Source organism: Cytobacillus gottheilii, from assembly GCF_018582665.1.
Taxonomy (GTDB): domain Bacteria; phylum Bacillota; class Bacilli; order Bacillales; family Cytobacillaceae; genus Cytobacillus; species Cytobacillus gottheilii.
The window spans coordinates 753,927-771,653 of sequence record NZ_CP071709.1; the positions used below are offsets into that span (position 1 = coordinate 753,927).

The following is a 17,727-nucleotide window of genomic DNA, read 5'->3' on the forward strand; positions in this document are numbered from 1 at the left end:
GGAGCAAGTAAAAACTGTTTTATTGTAAAGATTGCAGTCTGCGCAATTTATCCAATCCTATTTCGAAGTTTGGGTCGGATTTTTCATTTGCAGTATGCAGCCATTCATGGAAAACAGGCTGAAGTCCATAAAAAGCAGAAACTCGATGAAACAACTCTTCTTTAGGAAGCGAAACCTGATAATGTTCCAATACTTCTCTTGTAAATTGTGGACCATGTTCCCAATAAAAGCCTGCAAAATCAAATGCAGGATCGCTAATTTGCGCATCAGTGAAGTCAATAATGCCGCTGATGTTTTTACTGGCAGAATTATATAAGATATTGCCACCTGTTAAATCGCCATGTATAGGAGCTGTTGGATACATATGTTTTTCTCTATTGGATAGAAAACGATTAAAGATCATTCTGACTTCCTTTTGCTCAGAAGAACGGAGAAAGGGACTAATCTTGGAAGTGATCTCAGCATAAAAGTTTTCCCAATAACGCTGAGTATGTATGGTTTTCAATCCTTGTTGTAGCAGTTTTTCAGTATTTAAGGTATGTAAGGTCGTTAAAAATGTCCCCAGCTGCACTGCTGCTTCTGCTGAATTGAGTTGTTCAAGCTTTTCAAGAGGCTCTCCATCAATTTTCTTATGCATGGAACAAACAAGCCGTTCTTCTTTATAAAATAATTCATAATGAGGCACTTGGATCGAGAGATTATGTTCATGTAATTTAGACAGCAGATAAGCCTCTGTTTCCAGCCTATGTAACCCTTCTTTCTTTTTAGGGAACCGAAAGACATAGGATTGATTAATAATGATGATATCATGATCCCAGCCTCTGCTAATTTCCTCTATACTCTCGATAGACAACGCAGGCATGACGTTAAGCAAAAAATGTATCTTTGCATTTACATCCATTACAAATGCTCCCTTCTTAGGGTTTAAGCGAAAAACATTAACGTATATATGATGGTAAAACAAGTGTAGCATTTTTGGTTATAAAGAAGTAAAGCAAACACCTGGATTATTGCCCTATTAAACCAGGAGCAGCAGTTAAGTGAAAGAAATTAGTTAAACCTCTTGACCTTAAAGTTACTTTAAGGTGTAAGTTATGATTATGGAGGTGTTCGATTAGTGAAGGATATGTTATCGATTCAATCATTTTCAGCCAGAACGGGAATTCCGAAAAGTGCGCTTCGCTTTTATGAAACGAAAAACTTGCTTATTCCTGCCTTCCGTGATCAAAATGGCTATCGTTTTTATCATAGAGAGCAAATTCAGCTCGCAAAGCTGATCTCTAGCCTGCGTTTAGCACAGATTCCAATAAAGGAAATTCAAGCGTATTTAACACTCGGCAGCCAAGAAAGAGAAGATAAAATGTCATTATGGATATCGGAACTTAAAAAGATGCATCAGGTAATGGGTGCTAGTCTCCATTATTTAGAAAGTTATCAAAGCAGTTCTGAGATTTATTTTTTTGATAAATCGGCATGTGAAGTTATTTGGTTTGAAGCAGAGGCGCAGCCTGGAAAGTTTAGCACTGTTTTTCAAGAAAAGCTTAGCATGCTGAGAATGCTGGAAATCCAAGTTGATGAAGCTTATTTGCAATATATGTCAGGTGAAGACCGTATTAAAGCCCGAGTTGGTTTCCGCATAAATAGTGAAGGTGAAAGAGAAAAATTGATTCATGCTGGGAGATGCGAAGCAATGCCAGCTATGGTCTGTATTGGCATGCCTTTTCGTCTTGAAATTTCATCTATAAAAAGTGGATATAGACAATTATTTGACTACGCACAGCAGCATAACTGGCTCCCTGCTGGCGCCATTTTAGAATGGTATCGTGGAGAGAATCTGGAAGACCTGGATTTAATAATGCCAATTATTAAGGGGGATTTGTAGATGAAGAAAGTGCTAGTGACTGATGCAGTAAAAATAGAGGGAAGCTACTATGAAATCGGATATAAACAAGGGCAATATTTGCTGGAAAAAGGAGGTATGCTTGTTGATGAATACAAAAAAATGACTACCCATTCGAACACCATGGAAGCAAAAGAAATGATATTCACTTATTTTCCTTCTTTTGCTGAAGAGATTAAAGGAATGGCAGATGCTTTAAAGATGGACGAATCCTTGGCGGTTAGTCTGTTTAGCGGTTACGATATTACCTTCCCGCAAATGGGCTGCACATCCTATTCACAAGATGGTCTTTATGTAAGAAATTATGATTTTAGCCCCGATCTCTATGATGCTAGACTCGTTTGCCTCCAGCCGAATAAAGGCTACGCCTCAATTGGTTTCAGCCAGCAAATATGCGGAAGGCTGGATGGAATGAACGAAAAAGGCTTGGTCATTGGTTTGCACTTTGTCAATGATCAATTATTCAGTAAAGGGTTTATTGCGACAGCTATTGTAAGGATGGTACTGGATCAATGTGCAAACGCAAAAGAAGCAGCCGCGTTAATTAAGAAGGTACCTCATGGATATTGCTATAATTATTCAATCATAGATAAAGAGGGGAATAGTCTATTAATTGAAGCAGCACCAGAAGAGCAAATTGTTTCGAATGCATCTGTTATGAGGGCAGTAAACCACTTCCATTCTCCATCTTTGCAGTCTAAAAATCGTCCTAATATCTCAGATTCATGCAAGCGTAAGGAAATGCTTTCTGAATTGGAAGGGTTAGAGTTATCTCCGCAAGAACTTTTTCGTTATTTTAACCAGGGCAACTCTCCATACTTTTATCATCAATACAAACAATATTTTGGAACCCTTCATACAGTTGTATACAATTCTGCTAACCTGCAATTAATATGTGGAGTGGGAGCAGATTCAGAACTTCATATACTTTCACTTAAAGACTGCCTTCAAGCAAAGTGGGAGGATTGGCAAATGAAAGGATACATTCATATTTAGCAAAAGATAGGTAAAGAGAAAGAGACATTTTTGTGTATTGATCTTTCAATCTATTCGTTTGATCCATAGAGTCCAGGGTATAGAAGAAGTATAGCAAAATGAGTAAGGAGCTGAAGAGATCATGAATATGGATGTAACGTCCTTTTACCTTAAAGATGATGGTCAAATCCCTAATAACAGTGATTTGCCTGTGGTTGTTTATAAAGGTGCATTTGATGACGGTCTTCCAATAGAGGAAACATTTCAGCAGCACAATTGGAAAGGGTCATGGACTGGAGATGTATTTGACTTTCACCACTATCACAGCAATACCCATGAAGTCTTAGCAGTAAAAGAAGGGGAAGCCACCATACTTGTTGGAGGCGATGAAGGGGAGAGACTGCAGCTGAAAAAAGGTGATGCGATTGTGCTCCCGGCAGGCACAGGCCACAAAAAGCTGGAAAGCAGTCACGATTTTGAAGTGGTTGGAGCTTATCCGGATGGAGCCAGTTACAATACAAGGAAACAGGATCCAGCGGACCGTACGCAAGCCATTTCTGAGATTAAAAATGTCTCTGTACCAAATCAGGACCCAGTCTTTGGAGAAGAAGGCCCACTGCTCGAAAAGTGGATTAAATAAGATAGAAACCGCATCCGATGGGATGCGGTTTTTTTGTGGCACTTATTTGCAGAAGAAGGATTCCTGGCGACACTTATGGAATACAAGAATTAGATAATACTTCAGTATATAAATACTTGCGAAGAGATCTATAATTAAAAAAATTTCGGTTTTGCTAAAGAAGTTGAAAAAGGGAGGACTCACAATGAATCTGCAATATCCGATAGGGGAATTTCAGCATCCAGGCAAGATTACAGCAGAGCATGTAAACGGTTGGATTAATGATATAAAGAACCTGCCAAATAGATTGCAGCAGCTTGTTGGAACGTTAAGCGAAGAACAATTAGATATGGCTTATCGAGATGGAGGCTGGTCAGTCAGGCAAGTGGTACATCATATTGCTGATAGCCATATGAATGCTTATATCCGCTTTAAATGGGCGCTTACCGAGGATCAGCCAGTCATTAAAGCCTATCACGAGGCTAAGTGGGCTGAGCTCCCGGATTCAAACCTGCCAATAGGTGTTTCTATTTCACTTATTTCAGCTCTGCATGAACGCTGGACATATTTATTGGAGAATTTAGATGAAGATAATCTAAAAATTATATTTATTCATCCAGAGTCTGGGGAAGTTACGCTTGAAGAGAATATTGGAAGGTATGCATGGCATGGAGAGCACCATTTTGCTCATATACAAGCCCTGTGTTGCCGGATGGACTGGCTCTGAGTTTACATATCATATATATCTGCTGTGAATGGGAAACAATAAGTATGGAATATTCTTGCATACTTTGCGCTAACGTGCTAAATTCATAGTAAGAACATATGTTCCTAAAAATAATAAAGGATGAGGTGCTGGTCATGATTGTGAATATGTATCCGTATATAGTGCTTAATGGTAATGGGAAAGAAGCAATTAAGTTTTATGAAGAGGCTCTAGGGGCAGTTACAGAAAGCGTGACAACCTTTGGAGATTCACATGCTGATCCGGATTTTCAAATTCCGGAAGAGGCAAAAAATCGTATCATGAACGCTCAGTTGAAGATTGGCAAGGTTGAACTGATGTTATCAGATACCTTTCCAGGGCAGCCTTACGAACTAGGCTCCCAGGTGACCGTTGCTATCATTCCAGAAGGAGCGGAAGAGGCAAGAGCTATTTTTGAAAAGCTTTCTGCTGGCGGCAAAATTGGCATGGAGATACAAGAAACATTCTGGAGTCCTGCATATGGACAAGTAACAGATCAGTTCGGAATCTCATGGCAAATTTCTGCACAAGCTAAATAAAGAAACCTTGCCAATTGGGGAGGTTATGGGCTGGAGACAGAGGCTTAATTCCACTTTTGGATTTTCTCTGCTGCGGTTTTTACTATCTGAAATGATAAAAAGAACCCCCTTGGTCGTATCCCAAGGGGGCTCTTTCGTTATTGTACTAAACTTTCCATAATGTGATCGATAATTTGTCCATTTGCTACAGCACCTGTATATAACCAAGCTGTGTCAGGACCGAACTCATAGACATTACCATTCTTAACAGCTGGAATGTTCTGCCATAATTCTTCTTTAATAGCGGAATCTTCAATATTCGTATCACTGTTAATCAAGAATAGATGATCTGCATCTAGTTCTACTAATTTTTCTAGTGAAATAGCACTCCAGTTTCCAGTAGCACTAGCTGAGATTTCCTCTACAACACTTGGTACGGTTAACCCAAGGTCACCATACATAACAGCGCCGCTTGAAAGATTATCACTTACGATAAAGAAGCTGTTGTTCACTAGCCATACTGCAGCTGCAGATTGTGTGCCAATTGCATCTGTTAACTCTTTCTTAGCTTCATCAGCTTTTGCCTGATAATCATCAAGTGCTTTTTGGGCATCATCTTCACGGCCAAAGATTTCACCAATTGTCAGGAGCTCTTGTCTCCAGTCATTATTTTCTTCCGTTCCGATTACGTAAGTAGGAGCAATTTTGTTATATTGATCATACTTGCCGCCTTCTACCATACCAGGAGAGTCCATAATAATTAAATCAGGATTATGGCTCGTTACTGCTTCAAAGGGAAGGTCATGTGGAATTGTAGGAACTGATTCTAATTCTTTTTGTAAATAGCCCTGTGTTTCGCCTTCTCTTACAGACCATTGTGCAACTGGCGTAATGCCTAATGCGACTAAATTATCTTCAAGATAAGATGCTAAAACCCGTTCTGGCTTTGCTGGAATCGTTACTTCATTTCCTAATGCGTCCGTTAATACCCGGTCTTTTTCAACGGTTTCTTCAGATGCAGTGTCATTTGAAGCATGATCTTCCGCTGGCTGCTCATCGTTTCCGCATGCAGCTAATGCAAGTGCCATTGTGCAAATTGCTGCCAATTTATATAGTTTCTTTTTGGTTGAATTCATGATTGTTCCCCCTATAGTTTAAATAAAGCTTCTTGCTAAATGATAACAATTTTCATTTGCAATTACAATCTATTATTATGCAGATCAAAAAATATATTATATAGTGTTCAAAAAATCTTCAAATAATCAATAGAATCAGCTGCTTTATGGAGTAACACATTGAGATTTTAACAGCATTCCCCTATAATGAAAATGATTTTCAGTTCGCCAAATTGAAGGATGATATACATATGAGCATTCATGAAAAAGGAAAAGCAAAGCATGACACGGAAAAGCACGATGCAAAATATAAAGTAGAAACAAAGCCATTTGCCGCTTCGTTTATTTTAACTATAGGAACAATAGGATTGTTTCTCATTATTGCTTCATCTATTGCATTTGGTGCCGCGGATATTCAATTAAGTACGGTTTGGCAAGGAGTCTTTCAGTTTGACAGCAGTAACCCTGCACATCAGATTATTCGTGAGCTTCGCTTACCGCGAGCCTTGGCGGCTGCTTTAATTGGTGCTGCCTTAGCCGTATCTGGAACCATTATGCAGGCAATGACGAGGAACCCGCTTGCATCGCCATCTATCATGGGGGTGACGGCAGGAGCTTCTTTTTTAATGGCTATAGCTTATGCTGTACTTCCTGGCTTGCATTATTCAGGATTGATGATTTTTTCATTTGCTGGCGCAGGTTTAGGCGCAGCACTTGTTTTTGGAATCACAGCTGCTTCTAAAGGCGGCATGTCACCTGTAAAGCTTGCATTGGCAGGTACGGCGATTACGACACTGCTGAGCTCGCTTTCTACAGCAATTGGAATTCGCTTTGATGTTGCCAAGGACATAAGCTTCTGGTATGCCGGCGGTGTGGCAGGTGTTCAAAGCACAAGTGTTCTATATTTATTATTGCCAGTTGCAATTGGAATTCTTCTTGCCATTTTTCTTTCCAGGTCTTTAACCGTATTGAGTCTGGGAGAAGATGTTGCAAAAGGTCTTGGGCAAAATACCGGAAGAATTAAGCTACTGGGAACGATTGCTGTTTTACTTTTAACAGGTGCGGCGGTATCAATAGCAGGAATGATTGGTTTTGTTGGTTTGGTTATTCCGCATATTACCCGATTTTTAGTAGGGCTGGATTACAGATGGATTGTTCCGTGTTCAGCTGTTTTAGGCGGTATTCTCCTTGTTGTGGCTGATATTGCAGGAAGAATGATTAATGCACCTTTTGAAACACCAGTTGGTGCTGTAACGGCTTTAATCGGTGTGCCGTTCTTTCTCTATCTCGCACGGAATGAAGGGAGAAATTTTTAAATGGATTCATTTGGTCAGCAATGGAAAAAAACAATATCTGTACTCAGTATCCTTTCTGTCGCGATAATTGTTATGTTTTTCGTTAGTTTAAACACCGGGTTAACGAAAATCCCGCCTCTTGAAGTGGTAAAAACAATCTTCGGATCAGGAGACGAAGGTACAAAAATGGTATTATTTGATTTTCGACTGCCGCGTATGGTTCTGGCATTATTGGTGGGAGCAGGGATTTCTCTGGCAGGAGCTATTTTACAGGGAGTCTCACAAAATGCCCTTGCAGATCCTGGGATATTAGGCATTAATGCTGGGGCAGGATTTGCTGTTGTGCTCTTTATGTTTTTTTCACAGGGAACAGGATTCGCCATTGGTGCCTTATCGATTTTCTCCCTTCCATTTACAGCTTTATTAGGAGCTTTTGTTGCAGCACTTCTTATTTATGTAATTGCCTGGAAGGGCGGCGTAACACCTGTTCGGTTAATTCTTGTCGGAATCGGCATTAATTCTGCGTTTGCTGCAGCTATGCTTGTTTTTCAATTGATGATGGAACCGAATGATTTTACGAAGGCGCTTGTCTGGTTATCAGGAACCATTTGGGGAACCAATTGGACATTTGTGCTGGCACTGCTTCCGTGGCTTCTCATCTTTACACCAATCGCTTTTTATAAAGCAAGAGTTCTTGATGTATTAAATTTAGGGGACCCGATGGCCATTGGACTGGGCAGTCATGTGGAACGGGAAAGAAGGATTCTTCTTATTATAGCGGTTGCTCTTGCAGGTGCATGTGTTTCAGTAGGAGGAGGCATCACCTTCCTCGGATTAGTAGCACCTCATTTAGCCAAGAGAATTGTAGGAGCAAAGCACGCAAGAATGCTGCCTGTAACCGTTTTGCTTGGAGCATTTTTACTCCTGACTGCAGATACAATAGGAAGGGTTGTTCTGGCACCGGCAGAATTACCAGTAGGCCTGGTTGTCTCCATTCTCGGAGCGCCATATTTTATCTATTTGCTTATGAAAACGAGATAATCAAGCAAAGTGGCTGGATCATAAGAATTTAATTAATAGTATCAATCCGAATGATTAGAAGATGTTTTTTTATGTTCATTTAAATCGTTTGTCTTCCTTCCCGGCAGGACCGCAGCGCAATGGAACGAGCAAGTTTAAAGTGCTAGTCTTTTTAGTAAAACTTTCTCTGCTCATTTAATCTAAGCGCTAAGCTAGGTTCTTTAAATAAATGTGTCAATATTTCTGATTGTAAAAAATAGTAATTTAATATAAAATTTATATAGCTTGATATATAAGAATAATCAGAAAATTTAGGTCGCAGGAGGGAATGTATGAAAAGTACTGGGATTGTGCGCAAAGTTGATGAATTGGGTAGAATTGTAATCCCAAAAGAACTTCGGAAAACATTAAACATCCAAATTAAAGACCCAATTGAGATTTTCGTAGAAGATGAAAAGATTATACTGCGTAAATACGAAAGCAGACAAGCATGTCTAGTTACAGGGGAAATACTGGATGACAACGTGGCTCTCGCCGATGGAAAAATTGTCTTAAGCAAGAAAGCACTTAAAGACTTAGTAGAAGAAGTAAATGAGCGGTTTGAATTAAAGGTGTAAAACAAATCAAAAAAAATCTCCCATTCAATCGGCAAGCCTGTTGTTATAATACTTCAGGCTCTTTGTATGCCGGGATGCTCAGACCCGCCCCGCCGGAAAGCGAGTATCCGGGAGTTAAAACCATAACAAAACAATATGTTTTTTTGAAATGATGTTAACAAAGATAACCAAAAAAAAGAAAGTAGAGGGATCAAATGAATCAGCAGAAATTAGTCCGTGTAGGCACTCAATATATACCTGTTGAAAATCCAGAACAGGCTGCAAACTGGTATAAAGAGATCCTTGCAGCAGATATTAGCTATTGTGATAGAGATAAGGCCATTGTTAATTTTGCAAATCAAAGCTTTTTTCTTGTGAAAGGAAAAGATGGAGAAAGTGCTAATTTCATAGATTATTATGGGGAGAAGCGTTTTTCAATGACATTTGAGGTTAATGGATTAGAAAATCTCCAAGCACTTCATAAAGAGCTGAAGGAAAAAGGAGTGGCAATAGGAGAAATAGAGGATAGAGGCCATGCAGGCAGGAATTTTGTGTTTTCTGATCGTGATGGGAACTTATTTGATGTTTGGAGCGAACTCAGTCCTGCATATAAATAGCAGCTATTATGGCTAACCATCAACCATTGTAGCTCTGTTAGTTTATTTTTAACTTAAAAAGTTAGGTGATAAACACCTTTAAACTTTATGTTAAAATGGTAAAAAAGAAGCAGGAGGGACTGTATGGAAACCAGAACGAAAAACGAAATCGTTTCATGGATTAAATCATTAGCATTAGCATTTATTTTAGCTCTTATCTGCCGGCATTTTATATTTGAACCTGTCACAGTCCGTGGAGAGTCCATGGTGCCTACTTTTTCGAATGAACAGAAACTAATAGTGAGCAAAACGAGTGAGATTGAAAGATTTGATATGATTGTTTTCCATTCTCCTGTGGAAGATCAAGACTATGTGAAAAGAATAATAGGCATGCCTGGCGACACAGTGGAAATGAAAGATGATGTTTTATATGTAAATGGCAAAGCCTATAAGGAGCCTTATGTGAACCGAGATCTAGTCATGGAAAAAGTGACAGCTGATTTTACATTACAAGAGCTTTTGGGACAGAACATCGTTCCGGAAAACTCCTATTTTGTGATGGGAGATAATCGTTTAAGAAGCTATGACAGCAGAGAGTTTGGTTTTATATCAGAAGAAGCTGTCGTAGGTGAAGTGAAGTTCCGTTTTTATCCTTTTGATGAATCAGGATTTACAAAATAATGAAGCATATATGATTTGAGAGGCTAGCGATGAAAAAGATTTTTCCCTTCCCTGTTCAGGAGGTTTCCGAGGATAAAAAACGGCTGCTTAAAAAGCATTTATTAATGGATAATATTAAGCGCTGTAAGCTTTTTGCTAAAATAGTGATTCTCTTTGAAACCATTCTGATTCTTATGCATATGTATTCTTCCTATACGAATAGTGGCACCGTGTTTGTGATTGATGCATATATCATTTTATATTTGCTATTATGGAGTTTTAGTATCCTGATGGTTATATATATTACCATTTATGAAAGAAGCAGCAATCATAGTGAGCGAAAGACAAAGCTGTTTCAGAATGGACTGTGGCTATTTGTGATTTTCTTTTTAACATGGGGAGCATTAGTGACTCTTGTTGATCAGAGAAACTATGGTCATGTTATGGCATTTGCTGTTAATTTTATGTGTGTTTCGGTTTTATTTCATGCATCAAATAAAACGATTCTTAATTTATACAGTCTTCCTGTTGCAGTGTTATATATTGGTCTTCCATATGCACAGTCATCCGGAGAGATTGTCTCAGGTCATTATATCAATCTATCTGTATTCTTGTTTTTTTGCTGGCTAGCTTCCCGTATGCTTTATACAAGCTATTCCTCAAACTTTTACCAGAGGCTACTTTTAACGGAGATGAATGAAAACTTAGGGTTAAAAGTGGAAGAGAATGAAAAGATTTATAAGGAACTTGCGAGTGCAAATAATCAGTTAAAGCAGCTCTCTGTGATGGATGAACTAACGCTCATACTTAATAGGCGCGGGTTTCGTCAATATGTTCAGAATGAATTTGAAAACATCCAAGTAAAGAGACCATTTGCTGTGCTGATGGGTGATATTGACTCATTTAAGAATTATAATGATCATTATGGTCATCTTGAGGGAGATCAAGTGATTGCTACTGTCGCTGGAGTCTTTAGAACACATTTGAATGAAGAATCGAGCATTCTGGCCCGCTTTGGCGGTGAAGAATTTGTGGCGGTTCTATTTGATGTAGATCTCGATGAGGCGTTTGCTAAAGCAGAAAAGGTGAGACAAGCGATTGAACGTCTTATGATTCCTCATGAATACTCAAGTGCTGCTAATCATATCACCTTAAGCATAGGTGTGACAGCCGGCAAAGCTCAATATCCAGATGATATTTTTCAGTTAATCGGAGATGCTGATAAAGCTTTATACGAAGCAAAAGCCAGCGGCCGCAATAAGGTGAAAATCAGAATAAAAAAGTAGGCCATCTCAATCAATAGGAGATGGCCTTTTTCTGCTCATTTATTTGCAATACTTACTTCAATTTTAATAATTTCCGAACGGCTGCCGATTCGAATAGGCGGACCCCAAAATCCATAACCTGAAGATACAATCGCATGCAATTTGCCAAATTGACGGTAGCCCCAGTCCAAATCAAAGATTCTTCTTGTAATAAGGTGGTTTGGTGCCATTTGTCCCCTGTGCGTATGTCCGCTTAACAGAAGATCAACATCATGCTCTTCTGCTTGCCTAATTTCTGCAGGCTGATGGTCCATCATAATAATTGGTATGTCTTTGTTCAAATCACTGGTTAGTTCTGCGATTGATTTTCGCTGTTTATCCGTTTTATCCTTCCTGCCGACAAGGTGAAAGGAGTCTTTAATAGAGAGGACTTCATCTTGCAGAATACGGATGCCTATTCGGTCCATTTCTTTTAAGAATTGGGGAATTGCTCCTCCATAATATTCATGGTTGCCAAGTACACCATATACTCCAAGCGGCGCAGATAATCCACTCAAAACTTCACCCATATTTTTACGGATAAATGCTCCAGGATCGTCATCGATAATGTCCCCTGGAAGCAGAATAAGATCTGGCTGAAGCTGATCAATCTCTTTTACTAAACGCCGTGCATGCGCTAATCCTGATAAATGGCCAAAGTGCATATCAGACGCCATGGCAATTGAAAAGGAATCGATCCTGCTATGTTCATTTATGTGAACTTTATAGGTGCGTATCACAGGTGAATACGCATTATAGGAACCATAAAGGAAAAGGGAGATAAAAATAATGACGACGATTAATCCAACCCAGGTAATACCCTCATCTTGTGGAATTCCCATTATATTCAATAACCAGACGGTAAGATTGGCTATTGGCAGTAATAGAAGAGCGTATTGAAGAACGGCGAACCAATAGGAACCGATCATCCGAAAAAAGGAAAGTCGCTTAGAGCTTTGTCCAATGAGGTAGGAATAAAATAAAATTCCTGCCAGAAAGGCGAACAGCCATTGGTTTTGAAATCCAAACACGGTTTCAAGCCAAACCCAGCCATTCCAGCTAATATAAAAAGCGATGGCTGTGTATATTAGAATAAAAACAGCAAAGCCTAAAATACGTTTCATAAATAAACCCCAATTCGCTGCATAGATTTTGAGTTTAAGATACGATATATAGATATATTTGTCTATTTATTAGCATCTATATGTCATTCTTAAAGTGATGTAGAGGTATTTACCCCATTTAGCAGCTTCCAGGATCAAATGGAGAATTTAGTTATTTCCTATATAGTTAAGATTTATGCAAATCAATAAAAAAGAGGAATCCATTTTCGGAATTCCTCTGATGTATCAATTAAAGTGCTCCTGCAGCTGATAAAAGCGGCTGCCGAATCTCTTGTTCTGCATTTCTTACAAGATCATATGTCACACACATCGGTTTGTTTGTACGTGGATCACGTCCAATCAATGCGTCAATATGGAATACATCTCGTAAAACCTCTTGTGTAATCACTTCTTCACATGTTCCTGCTTTAACAATCTCGCCATTCTTTAAAGCAATTAAGTAATCGGCAAAACGTGCAGCCTGATTTAGATCATGAAGCACCATAACGATCGTGCGTTCCTGTTCACGATTAAGCTTTTGAAGTAGCTCCAGCACTTCCAGCTGGTGTGCCATATCTAAATACGTAGTAGGCTCATCCAAGAAAATAATCTCTGTTTCCTGAGCAAGGGCCATCGCAATCCACACACGCTGTCTTTGACCGCCAGAAAGAGCATCAACAGAGCGGGATTTAAATTCAGCTGTTCCTGTGACTTCTAATGCCCAGTCAATCACTTCATAGTCTTTCTTCGTCAAACGCCCAAAGCCAGTCTGATGGGGGAATCTCCCATAAGAAACGAGCTCTCCAACAGTTAAGCCGCTCGCACTTTCAGGCGTCTGCGGCAGAATGGCCATTTTTTTGGCTAACAATTTCGTATTTTCTTTGGCAATATTTTCACCATCAAGAATGACAGTTCCTGATTGGTGAGAAATAATTCTTGTTATAGCTTTTAACAAGGTTGATTTGCCGCAGCCATTTGCACCAATAATAGTTGTAATTTGTTTATCAGGGATGTATGCAGTGAGGTCTTTTACGATTAGACGTTCACCGTATCCAATATTTAAGTCCTTTGTATATAGGCGAACCATAATAGCCCTCCATGTCTAATTTAGAATATATATAAATAGTGATAACGATTCTCATTTCAACTTTCTACTTAACTATAAACCTAACAATAAAAGAAGTCAACGGATGTTGAAAAACGTTCACAAACCTAGTTGAAAAATATTTTCAAACCATGTATAGTATAGTGAGAATGATTATCAATTTTAGTGCAAGCTGAGGAGTGGAGATAGCATGAACATAGATGAATTGTTTGATGTCACGATTATTGGCGGTGGCCCGGCTGGTCTTTATTCAGCATTTTATAGTGGACTAAGAGAAATGAAAACAAAAATAATTGAATTTCAGCCTCAGCTTGGCGGAAAAATACATGTATATCCAGAAAAAATGATCTGGGATGTAGGCGGTTTATCGCCGATTCCTGGTGCAAAGCTGATTGAACAATTAGTGCAGCAGGGATTAACGTTTGATCCAGAGGTTGTACTCAATGAAAAAATCGTTTCTGTCAGCAGAGATCAAGATGGAATATTCTTATTAAAAACAGCTTCTGGTGTGGTTCATTACTCCAGAACAGTGATTGTTGCAGTTGGAGGCGGAATTCTAACACCTCAAAAGCTTGATATTGAAGGTGCAGAGCGTTTTGAAATTGCAAATCTAAATTATACTGTGAAATCATTACAGCATTTTAAAAATAAAACAGTCGTCATCTCAGGCGGAGGAAATTCAGCGATTGACTGGGCAAACGAGCTGGAATCCATTGCAAAAAAAGTATATTTAACATATAGAAAAGATTCACTAAATGGGCATGAAGCGCAGATCACACAGCTAATGGAAAGTTCATGTGATTGCTATTTCAATTCAACGATTACGAAACTGATTGCCGGTGAAAATCATGAGTTGATTCAACAAGTGGAATTAACCAATAGCGAAACAGGAGAGGTTACATATCTGGAGATTGATGAAGTCATCATTAATCATGGATATGAACGCGATAGTGCCCTTCTTCAAAATAGCGAGCTGAAAATTGAAATGGAAGAAGACTTCTATGTCAAAGGTTCAGCAAACAGTGAGTCTTCCGTGCCGGGTCTATATGCGGCAGGAGATATCCTTAAGCATGACGGCAAGCTCCATTTAATAGCAGGAGCCTTTCAGGATGCAGCAAATGCTGTAAACAAAGCAAAACAATTCATCCAGCCAGATGCTTTAAAGTATGGCATGGTTTCTTCTCATAATGATGCATTTAAAGAGCGGAACCGGGAGTTAGTAAAAGAATTAATAAAATAAGAAAATGTGTAGGGCGATGCAAGAGGTTTAGTGCATTGTCTTTTTTTTATCTAAGTGATTGCTGTTCTTAGTAATTACAAAGATGTGTACCGCGCGCGCATATCTGACTTTTTTTGTGAAGAAGCCAGTGAAATAAGCGGAGAATTTACCCTTATTTCCAGAATTGAGCTACTTTCGGGCGAAATAAACGGAGATTTTCCGGTTATATTGAAAAAAATCGTCCATTTTCACGTTTTTTGGTCCGTTAGTCGGAATTTCTCCGTCTATTTAAGCGCATTTTAAGTGATTTGACGATTTAAGCGGAATTCTTCCGCCTATTTATGCATTTGTAATTCTCGCGTTTCTTGAAAACTTTAAAGGCAATGCTGAAACGATAGAGTGCCAGACTCCTGCTTAAGCTCAGTACCCGCTTAGTCGGAAAGAGAGAATCATTATACATTTATATAAAATAGCAAAGTTTAAAAAAACCCCTTTTTTATATGTATACTGAATGACCTCTACATACAAAAAGAGCCATCAATCTAATGATTGATGGCTCTTTTATTTATATCAAGGAAGTGTTAAGCCCGGCTAGTGCTTGTGCTGCTATCTTTTGCTCTGTTAAATTGCTTGCGAAGGAAAGGTAATACATAACGGTCAAGTCCAAATTTACCTGCATTATATCCAGCAGCTGCTATAAAGACACCCATTAAGATATCTGTTGGATTGTGAGATACTGTTCCAGCGAGTAAGAAAGAGAAGTTCATCACCATTCCGAAGAATGCAGCTGCAGTAGTCAAGCAGCCAAGAATTAATCCAAGTCCTACTAAAAACTCTCCCCAAGGAATGATAAAGTTAAATAGTTCTGCATTTGGTAAGGCAAAGCTTTCAAGGAAGCTGCTGTACCATCCAAAAACGGGTCCGCCATCTGGTCCTGTAACGGGGTTTGCAGCGGCATTTGTTAAGAATCCGGTTGAATCGAATCCTCCGGTAATTTTCCCCCAGCCTGCAGTGAGCCATAAATAACCCCAGTATACACGAATAACTGTTAATAGAGCAGCAGCAATGTTATTTTCTCTTAGCCAATTGTTAATCATCTTACATCTTCCTTTCATTGATAAGAATTATGTTATTGATTACACTTAAAATATAACATGGAAGCAGATTTTCCTCACTAATATTGTGATGAAATTCACAATCTTGTAATAAAGTTTTGACTAAATATTGAACAAAAGTTTATAAGATATACAAATATAATAATTATAGGCTAGGAAATTGGGAGTCATTTCAACTATTTACAGAGAAAGAAGTTTATAAGAATAATGAATACGAATACATTATGTTGTGAGGAAAATCACAGTATTATATTGATTCTCCAATTACAGAAGGTAGAAATCCCTAGCAAGCTGTGAATGTCTCATTTCCAGACCTGTTAGCATGTGTAAATTTTAGACAACTAACAGCCAGCGGGAATAAACGATTCCCGCTTGGTCGTAGTTTCATTTTAAAGTTTTTTACGATCTGGAGCAGATGGAGGCTTTTCAATCCAGTTTTTTTCAATGGAGATATTCACACCATCCTTTGAATAATCACCGACCTCAGTAATGAGTCGTGTATACGCTGTGATTAGATCTCTTCTTGCGCTTGTTCCAATACTTGCTCCATAAAAGCCGATGCCAGCAGAGTACAGTGCTTTTGTATGAAACATAACGAGCTTGTCCGAAAAGACAGGGTCTGTTGAAGCGGTAGCATGTATAGTTGAATTTGCTGGCGGAAACAGATCGCTCTCCTTTAGGAATTCGGAGAACACATCACAATGATGCTTCGCTAATTCAGTGCCTCTTTTTAAGAACTTCTTTACTTCAGGAATTTTGGCGGTTTGAGAGAATCCCATAAGCAAAACAGAACCAAGCATATTCCGGTATAAGTTTATAAATAAATGGGAAATTTCAACTGATGTCAGTGGTCTTTGTTCTCCAAACCATCCTCCTAAAAACTTCTTGGAATGAATGTATTCAACCTCAGTTGGATATGGGATATATGGTGCCCAAATATAATTGCCCATCTCCTGTGCGATATCAATTCCCTGATTAAAATAGTTTGTACTTGACTGAAGGCATGAAGCATAAAAATTACGGATATCTTTTCGAGCAGCATTGGGAAGAGCTGAACTAAAGGCATTAACCCCCATCAGTCCAATATTCATCGCATAATGAAGGATGAATTCATCGGTATACAAGCGTTCTGCATGAATATTTACGTCGTTTTCTGTGAAACCATCAGGAACGGGAATTTCTTCTGAAACCATTAAATTCCGTATAACATCGTAATTTGATTGAGATATTTCAAGGCCTGTCTGGATATAAGGTTTTATGACAGGATTCTGTACATGCTGTAAAAAATACGTTAATACACAAACCGATAACGATTCTGCCATAAATGTACCGGTTAGAACTGAGAGCTCGCTAGCGGTCAGCTTTGAAGTGTCTTCCATATGCTTACCTCCTTATATTCATTGCATAAGTAGTATTTGCTACTAATAAAAACTTATGAATAAAAATGGAAGACAGTTAAGGAGGATAAATGTATAAAAAAAAGACAGAGCGAACGATTCACAAATCGCCTCTGTCCTTTTAGCTGCTTCAAAAAGTATTAGTCCGATTAAGTTTTTGTCTTTCAGGCTTGCCATTTGGCAAGTAGCTTTAGTATTTCTTCAAATAGGAATGAGGATGTATCCTTTGCTTATAAGAATCAATTGTCCCCATCAAATCGTTAACGGCTAACTCCATCTTTTCTAAGTCTTGTCTGGTAACTGGAGGATCCTCAGCACTCCAGCGCACAGATTTAACGAAATAATATTTTTTAATTGGCACAAGAAGGGCCTTGGAATTTGGAAACTCTGCAAAAACAAATTCAATTCCGCCTCTTTTTCGATAAGAATGGCTGAGTATTTTCAT

General features: G+C 38.7%; 19 protein-coding genes. 12 read left to right on the forward strand and 7 right to left on the reverse strand.

The window, feature by feature from the left end; genetic code table 11:
• Window positions 1–19: 19 nt before the first annotated feature.
• Window positions 20–901: a phosphotransferase family protein gene (locus J1899_RS03630; RefSeq protein WP_214477671.1), complete on the reverse strand. Its 882-nt coding sequence runs from the start codon at window positions 899–901 to the stop codon at window positions 20–22.
• 225 nt (window positions 902–1,126) lie between these two features.
• On the opposite strand from J1899_RS03630, the gene J1899_RS03635 reads away from it, so the two are divergent.
• From J1899_RS03635 to J1899_RS03655, 5 genes are all read left to right on the forward strand, one after another.
• Window positions 1,127–1,882, forward strand: coding sequence for a MerR family transcriptional regulator (locus tag J1899_RS03635; RefSeq protein ID WP_246586669.1), 756 nt, complete (start codon window positions 1,127–1,129; stop codon window positions 1,880–1,882).
• Complete coding sequence (locus tag J1899_RS03640) at window positions 1,883–2,896, forward strand: C45 family autoproteolytic acyltransferase/hydrolase (protein ID WP_214477676.1); 1,014 nt, start codon at window positions 1,883–1,885, stop codon at window positions 2,894–2,896. It abuts the gene before it with no gap.
• Window positions 2,897–3,017: 121 nt separating this feature from the next.
• Complete coding sequence (locus tag J1899_RS03645) at window positions 3,018–3,515, forward strand: cupin domain-containing protein (RefSeq protein WP_214477679.1); 498 nt, start codon at window positions 3,018–3,020, stop codon at window positions 3,513–3,515.
• A 184-nt stretch (window positions 3,516–3,699) separates the two neighbouring features.
• Window positions 3,700–4,221 (forward strand): YfiT family bacillithiol transferase, encoded by a 522-nt coding sequence (locus J1899_RS03650; protein WP_214477680.1) that lies wholly within the window; start codon window positions 3,700–3,702, stop codon window positions 4,219–4,221.
• Between the two features lie 134 nt (window positions 4,222–4,355).
• The gene (locus tag J1899_RS03655; RefSeq protein ID WP_214477683.1) at window positions 4,356–4,778 is read left to right on the forward strand and encodes a VOC family protein; all 423 of its coding nucleotides are present in this window, start codon (window positions 4,356–4,358) and stop codon (window positions 4,776–4,778) included.
• A 137-nt stretch (window positions 4,779–4,915) separates the two neighbouring features.
• Here the strand turns inward: J1899_RS03655 and J1899_RS03660 are convergent, their stop codons facing one another.
• Entirely contained in the window at window positions 4,916–5,893 is a 978-nt protein-coding gene (locus J1899_RS03660; RefSeq protein ID WP_214477685.1) for an iron-hydroxamate ABC transporter substrate-binding protein, read from the reverse strand.
• Window positions 5,894–6,123: 230 nt separating this feature from the next.
• Between J1899_RS03660 and J1899_RS03665 the strand changes: the two genes are divergently transcribed.
• The 6 genes from J1899_RS03665 to J1899_RS03690 all read left to right on the forward strand — a co-directional run bounded on the left by J1899_RS03665 (window position 6,124) and on the right by J1899_RS03690 (window position 11,325).
• Window positions 6,124–7,188, forward strand: a complete 1,065-nt coding sequence (locus tag J1899_RS03665) for a FecCD family ABC transporter permease (RefSeq protein ID WP_214477688.1) — start codon at window positions 6,124–6,126, stop codon at window positions 7,186–7,188.
• Window positions 7,189–8,208, forward strand: coding sequence for a FecCD family ABC transporter permease (locus J1899_RS03670; RefSeq protein WP_214477691.1), 1,020 nt, complete (start codon window positions 7,189–7,191; stop codon window positions 8,206–8,208). It abuts the gene before it with no gap.
• Between the two features lie 311 nt (window positions 8,209–8,519).
• Window positions 8,520–8,804 carry an AbrB/MazE/SpoVT family DNA-binding domain-containing protein gene (locus tag J1899_RS03675; RefSeq protein ID WP_066449889.1) on the forward strand — a complete coding sequence of 95 codons (285 nt, stop codon included), beginning with the start codon at window positions 8,520–8,522 and terminating at the stop codon, window positions 8,802–8,804.
• Between the two features lie 194 nt (window positions 8,805–8,998).
• Window positions 8,999–9,400 (forward strand): VOC family protein, encoded by a 402-nt coding sequence (locus tag J1899_RS03680; protein WP_066449886.1) that lies wholly within the window; start codon window positions 8,999–9,001, stop codon window positions 9,398–9,400.
• Window positions 9,401–9,523: 123 nt separating this feature from the next.
• Window positions 9,524–10,060 (forward strand): signal peptidase I, encoded by a 537-nt coding sequence (gene lepB, locus J1899_RS03685; RefSeq protein WP_066449884.1) that lies wholly within the window; start codon window positions 9,524–9,526, stop codon window positions 10,058–10,060.
• Between the two features lie 29 nt (window positions 10,061–10,089).
• Complete coding sequence (locus J1899_RS03690; protein ID WP_214477694.1) at window positions 10,090–11,325, forward strand: GGDEF domain-containing protein; 1,236 nt, start codon at window positions 10,090–10,092, stop codon at window positions 11,323–11,325.
• Between the two features lie 35 nt (window positions 11,326–11,360).
• Here J1899_RS03690 and J1899_RS03695 read toward each other — a convergent pair whose 3' ends face one another.
• Both J1899_RS03695 and J1899_RS03700 read right to left on the reverse strand, forming a co-directional pair.
• Entirely contained in the window at window positions 11,361–12,467 is a 1,107-nt protein-coding gene (locus J1899_RS03695) for a metallophosphoesterase (RefSeq protein WP_066449879.1), read from the reverse strand.
• A 229-nt stretch (window positions 12,468–12,696) separates the two neighbouring features.
• Complete coding sequence (locus J1899_RS03700; protein WP_214477699.1) at window positions 12,697–13,533, reverse strand: ABC transporter ATP-binding protein; 837 nt, start codon at window positions 13,531–13,533, stop codon at window positions 12,697–12,699.
• A gap of 208 nt (window positions 13,534–13,741) precedes the next feature.
• On the opposite strand from J1899_RS03700, the gene J1899_RS03705 reads away from it, so the two are divergent.
• The gene (locus J1899_RS03705) at window positions 13,742–14,791 is read left to right on the forward strand and encodes an NAD(P)/FAD-dependent oxidoreductase (protein WP_214477702.1); all 1,050 of its coding nucleotides are present in this window, start codon (window positions 13,742–13,744) and stop codon (window positions 14,789–14,791) included.
• A gap of 560 nt (window positions 14,792–15,351) precedes the next feature.
• On the opposite strand, the gene J1899_RS03710 is transcribed toward J1899_RS03705, so the two are convergent.
• From J1899_RS03710 to J1899_RS03720, 3 genes are all read right to left on the reverse strand, one after another.
• Complete coding sequence (locus J1899_RS03710) at window positions 15,352–15,867, reverse strand: DoxX family protein (protein WP_214477704.1); 516 nt, start codon at window positions 15,865–15,867, stop codon at window positions 15,352–15,354.
• 407 nt (window positions 15,868–16,274) lie between these two features.
• Window positions 16,275–17,264: a DUF3231 family protein gene (locus tag J1899_RS03715; RefSeq protein WP_214477706.1), complete on the reverse strand. Its 990-nt coding sequence runs from the start codon at window positions 17,262–17,264 to the stop codon at window positions 16,275–16,277.
• A gap of 208 nt (window positions 17,265–17,472) precedes the next feature.
• Window positions 17,473–17,727, reverse strand: a complete 255-nt coding sequence (locus J1899_RS03720) for a hypothetical protein (RefSeq protein ID WP_214477707.1) — start codon at window positions 17,725–17,727, stop codon at window positions 17,473–17,475.

Excerpts from the sequence above, each read along its gene's own strand:
- J1899_RS03630 (WP_214477671.1), bottom strand. The coding sequence starts at position 901 with ATGGATGTAAATGCAAAGATACATTTTTTGCTTAACGTCATGCCTGCG.
- J1899_RS03635 (WP_246586669.1), top strand. The coding sequence starts at position 1,127 with ATGTTATCGATTCAATCATTTTCAGCCAGAACGGGAATTCCGAAAAGT.
- J1899_RS03640 (WP_214477676.1), top strand. The coding sequence starts at position 1,883 with ATGAAGAAAGTGCTAGTGACTGATGCAGTAAAAATAGAGGGAAGCTAC.
- J1899_RS03645 (WP_214477679.1), top strand. The coding sequence starts at position 3,018 with ATGAATATGGATGTAACGTCCTTTTACCTTAAAGATGATGGTCAAATC.
- J1899_RS03650 (WP_214477680.1), top strand. The coding sequence starts at position 3,700 with ATGAATCTGCAATATCCGATAGGGGAATTTCAGCATCCAGGCAAGATT.
- J1899_RS03655 (WP_214477683.1), top strand. The coding sequence starts at position 4,356 with ATGATTGTGAATATGTATCCGTATATAGTGCTTAATGGTAATGGGAAA.
- J1899_RS03660 (WP_214477685.1), bottom strand. The coding sequence starts at position 5,893 with ATGAATTCAACCAAAAAGAAACTATATAAATTGGCAGCAATTTGCACA.
- J1899_RS03665 (WP_214477688.1), top strand. The coding sequence starts at position 6,124 with ATGAGCATTCATGAAAAAGGAAAAGCAAAGCATGACACGGAAAAGCAC.
- J1899_RS03670 (WP_214477691.1), top strand. The coding sequence starts at position 7,189 with ATGGATTCATTTGGTCAGCAATGGAAAAAAACAATATCTGTACTCAGT.
- J1899_RS03675 (WP_066449889.1), top strand. The coding sequence starts at position 8,520 with ATGAAAAGTACTGGGATTGTGCGCAAAGTTGATGAATTGGGTAGAATT.
- J1899_RS03680 (WP_066449886.1), top strand. The coding sequence starts at position 8,999 with ATGAATCAGCAGAAATTAGTCCGTGTAGGCACTCAATATATACCTGTT.
- lepB (WP_066449884.1), top strand. The coding sequence starts at position 9,524 with ATGGAAACCAGAACGAAAAACGAAATCGTTTCATGGATTAAATCATTA.
- J1899_RS03690 (WP_214477694.1), top strand. The coding sequence starts at position 10,090 with ATGAAAAAGATTTTTCCCTTCCCTGTTCAGGAGGTTTCCGAGGATAAA.
- J1899_RS03695 (WP_066449879.1), bottom strand. The coding sequence starts at position 12,467 with ATGAAACGTATTTTAGGCTTTGCTGTTTTTATTCTAATATACACAGCC.
- J1899_RS03700 (WP_214477699.1), bottom strand. The coding sequence starts at position 13,533 with ATGGTTCGCCTATATACAAAGGACTTAAATATTGGATACGGTGAACGT.
- J1899_RS03705 (WP_214477702.1), top strand. The coding sequence starts at position 13,742 with ATGAACATAGATGAATTGTTTGATGTCACGATTATTGGCGGTGGCCCG.
- J1899_RS03710 (WP_214477704.1), bottom strand. The coding sequence starts at position 15,867 with ATGATTAACAATTGGCTAAGAGAAAATAACATTGCTGCTGCTCTATTA.
- J1899_RS03715 (WP_214477706.1), bottom strand. The coding sequence starts at position 17,264 with ATGGAAGACACTTCAAAGCTGACCGCTAGCGAGCTCTCAGTTCTAACC.
- J1899_RS03720 (WP_214477707.1), bottom strand. The coding sequence starts at position 17,727 with ATGAAAATACTCAGCCATTCTTATCGAAAAAGAGGCGGAATTGAATTT.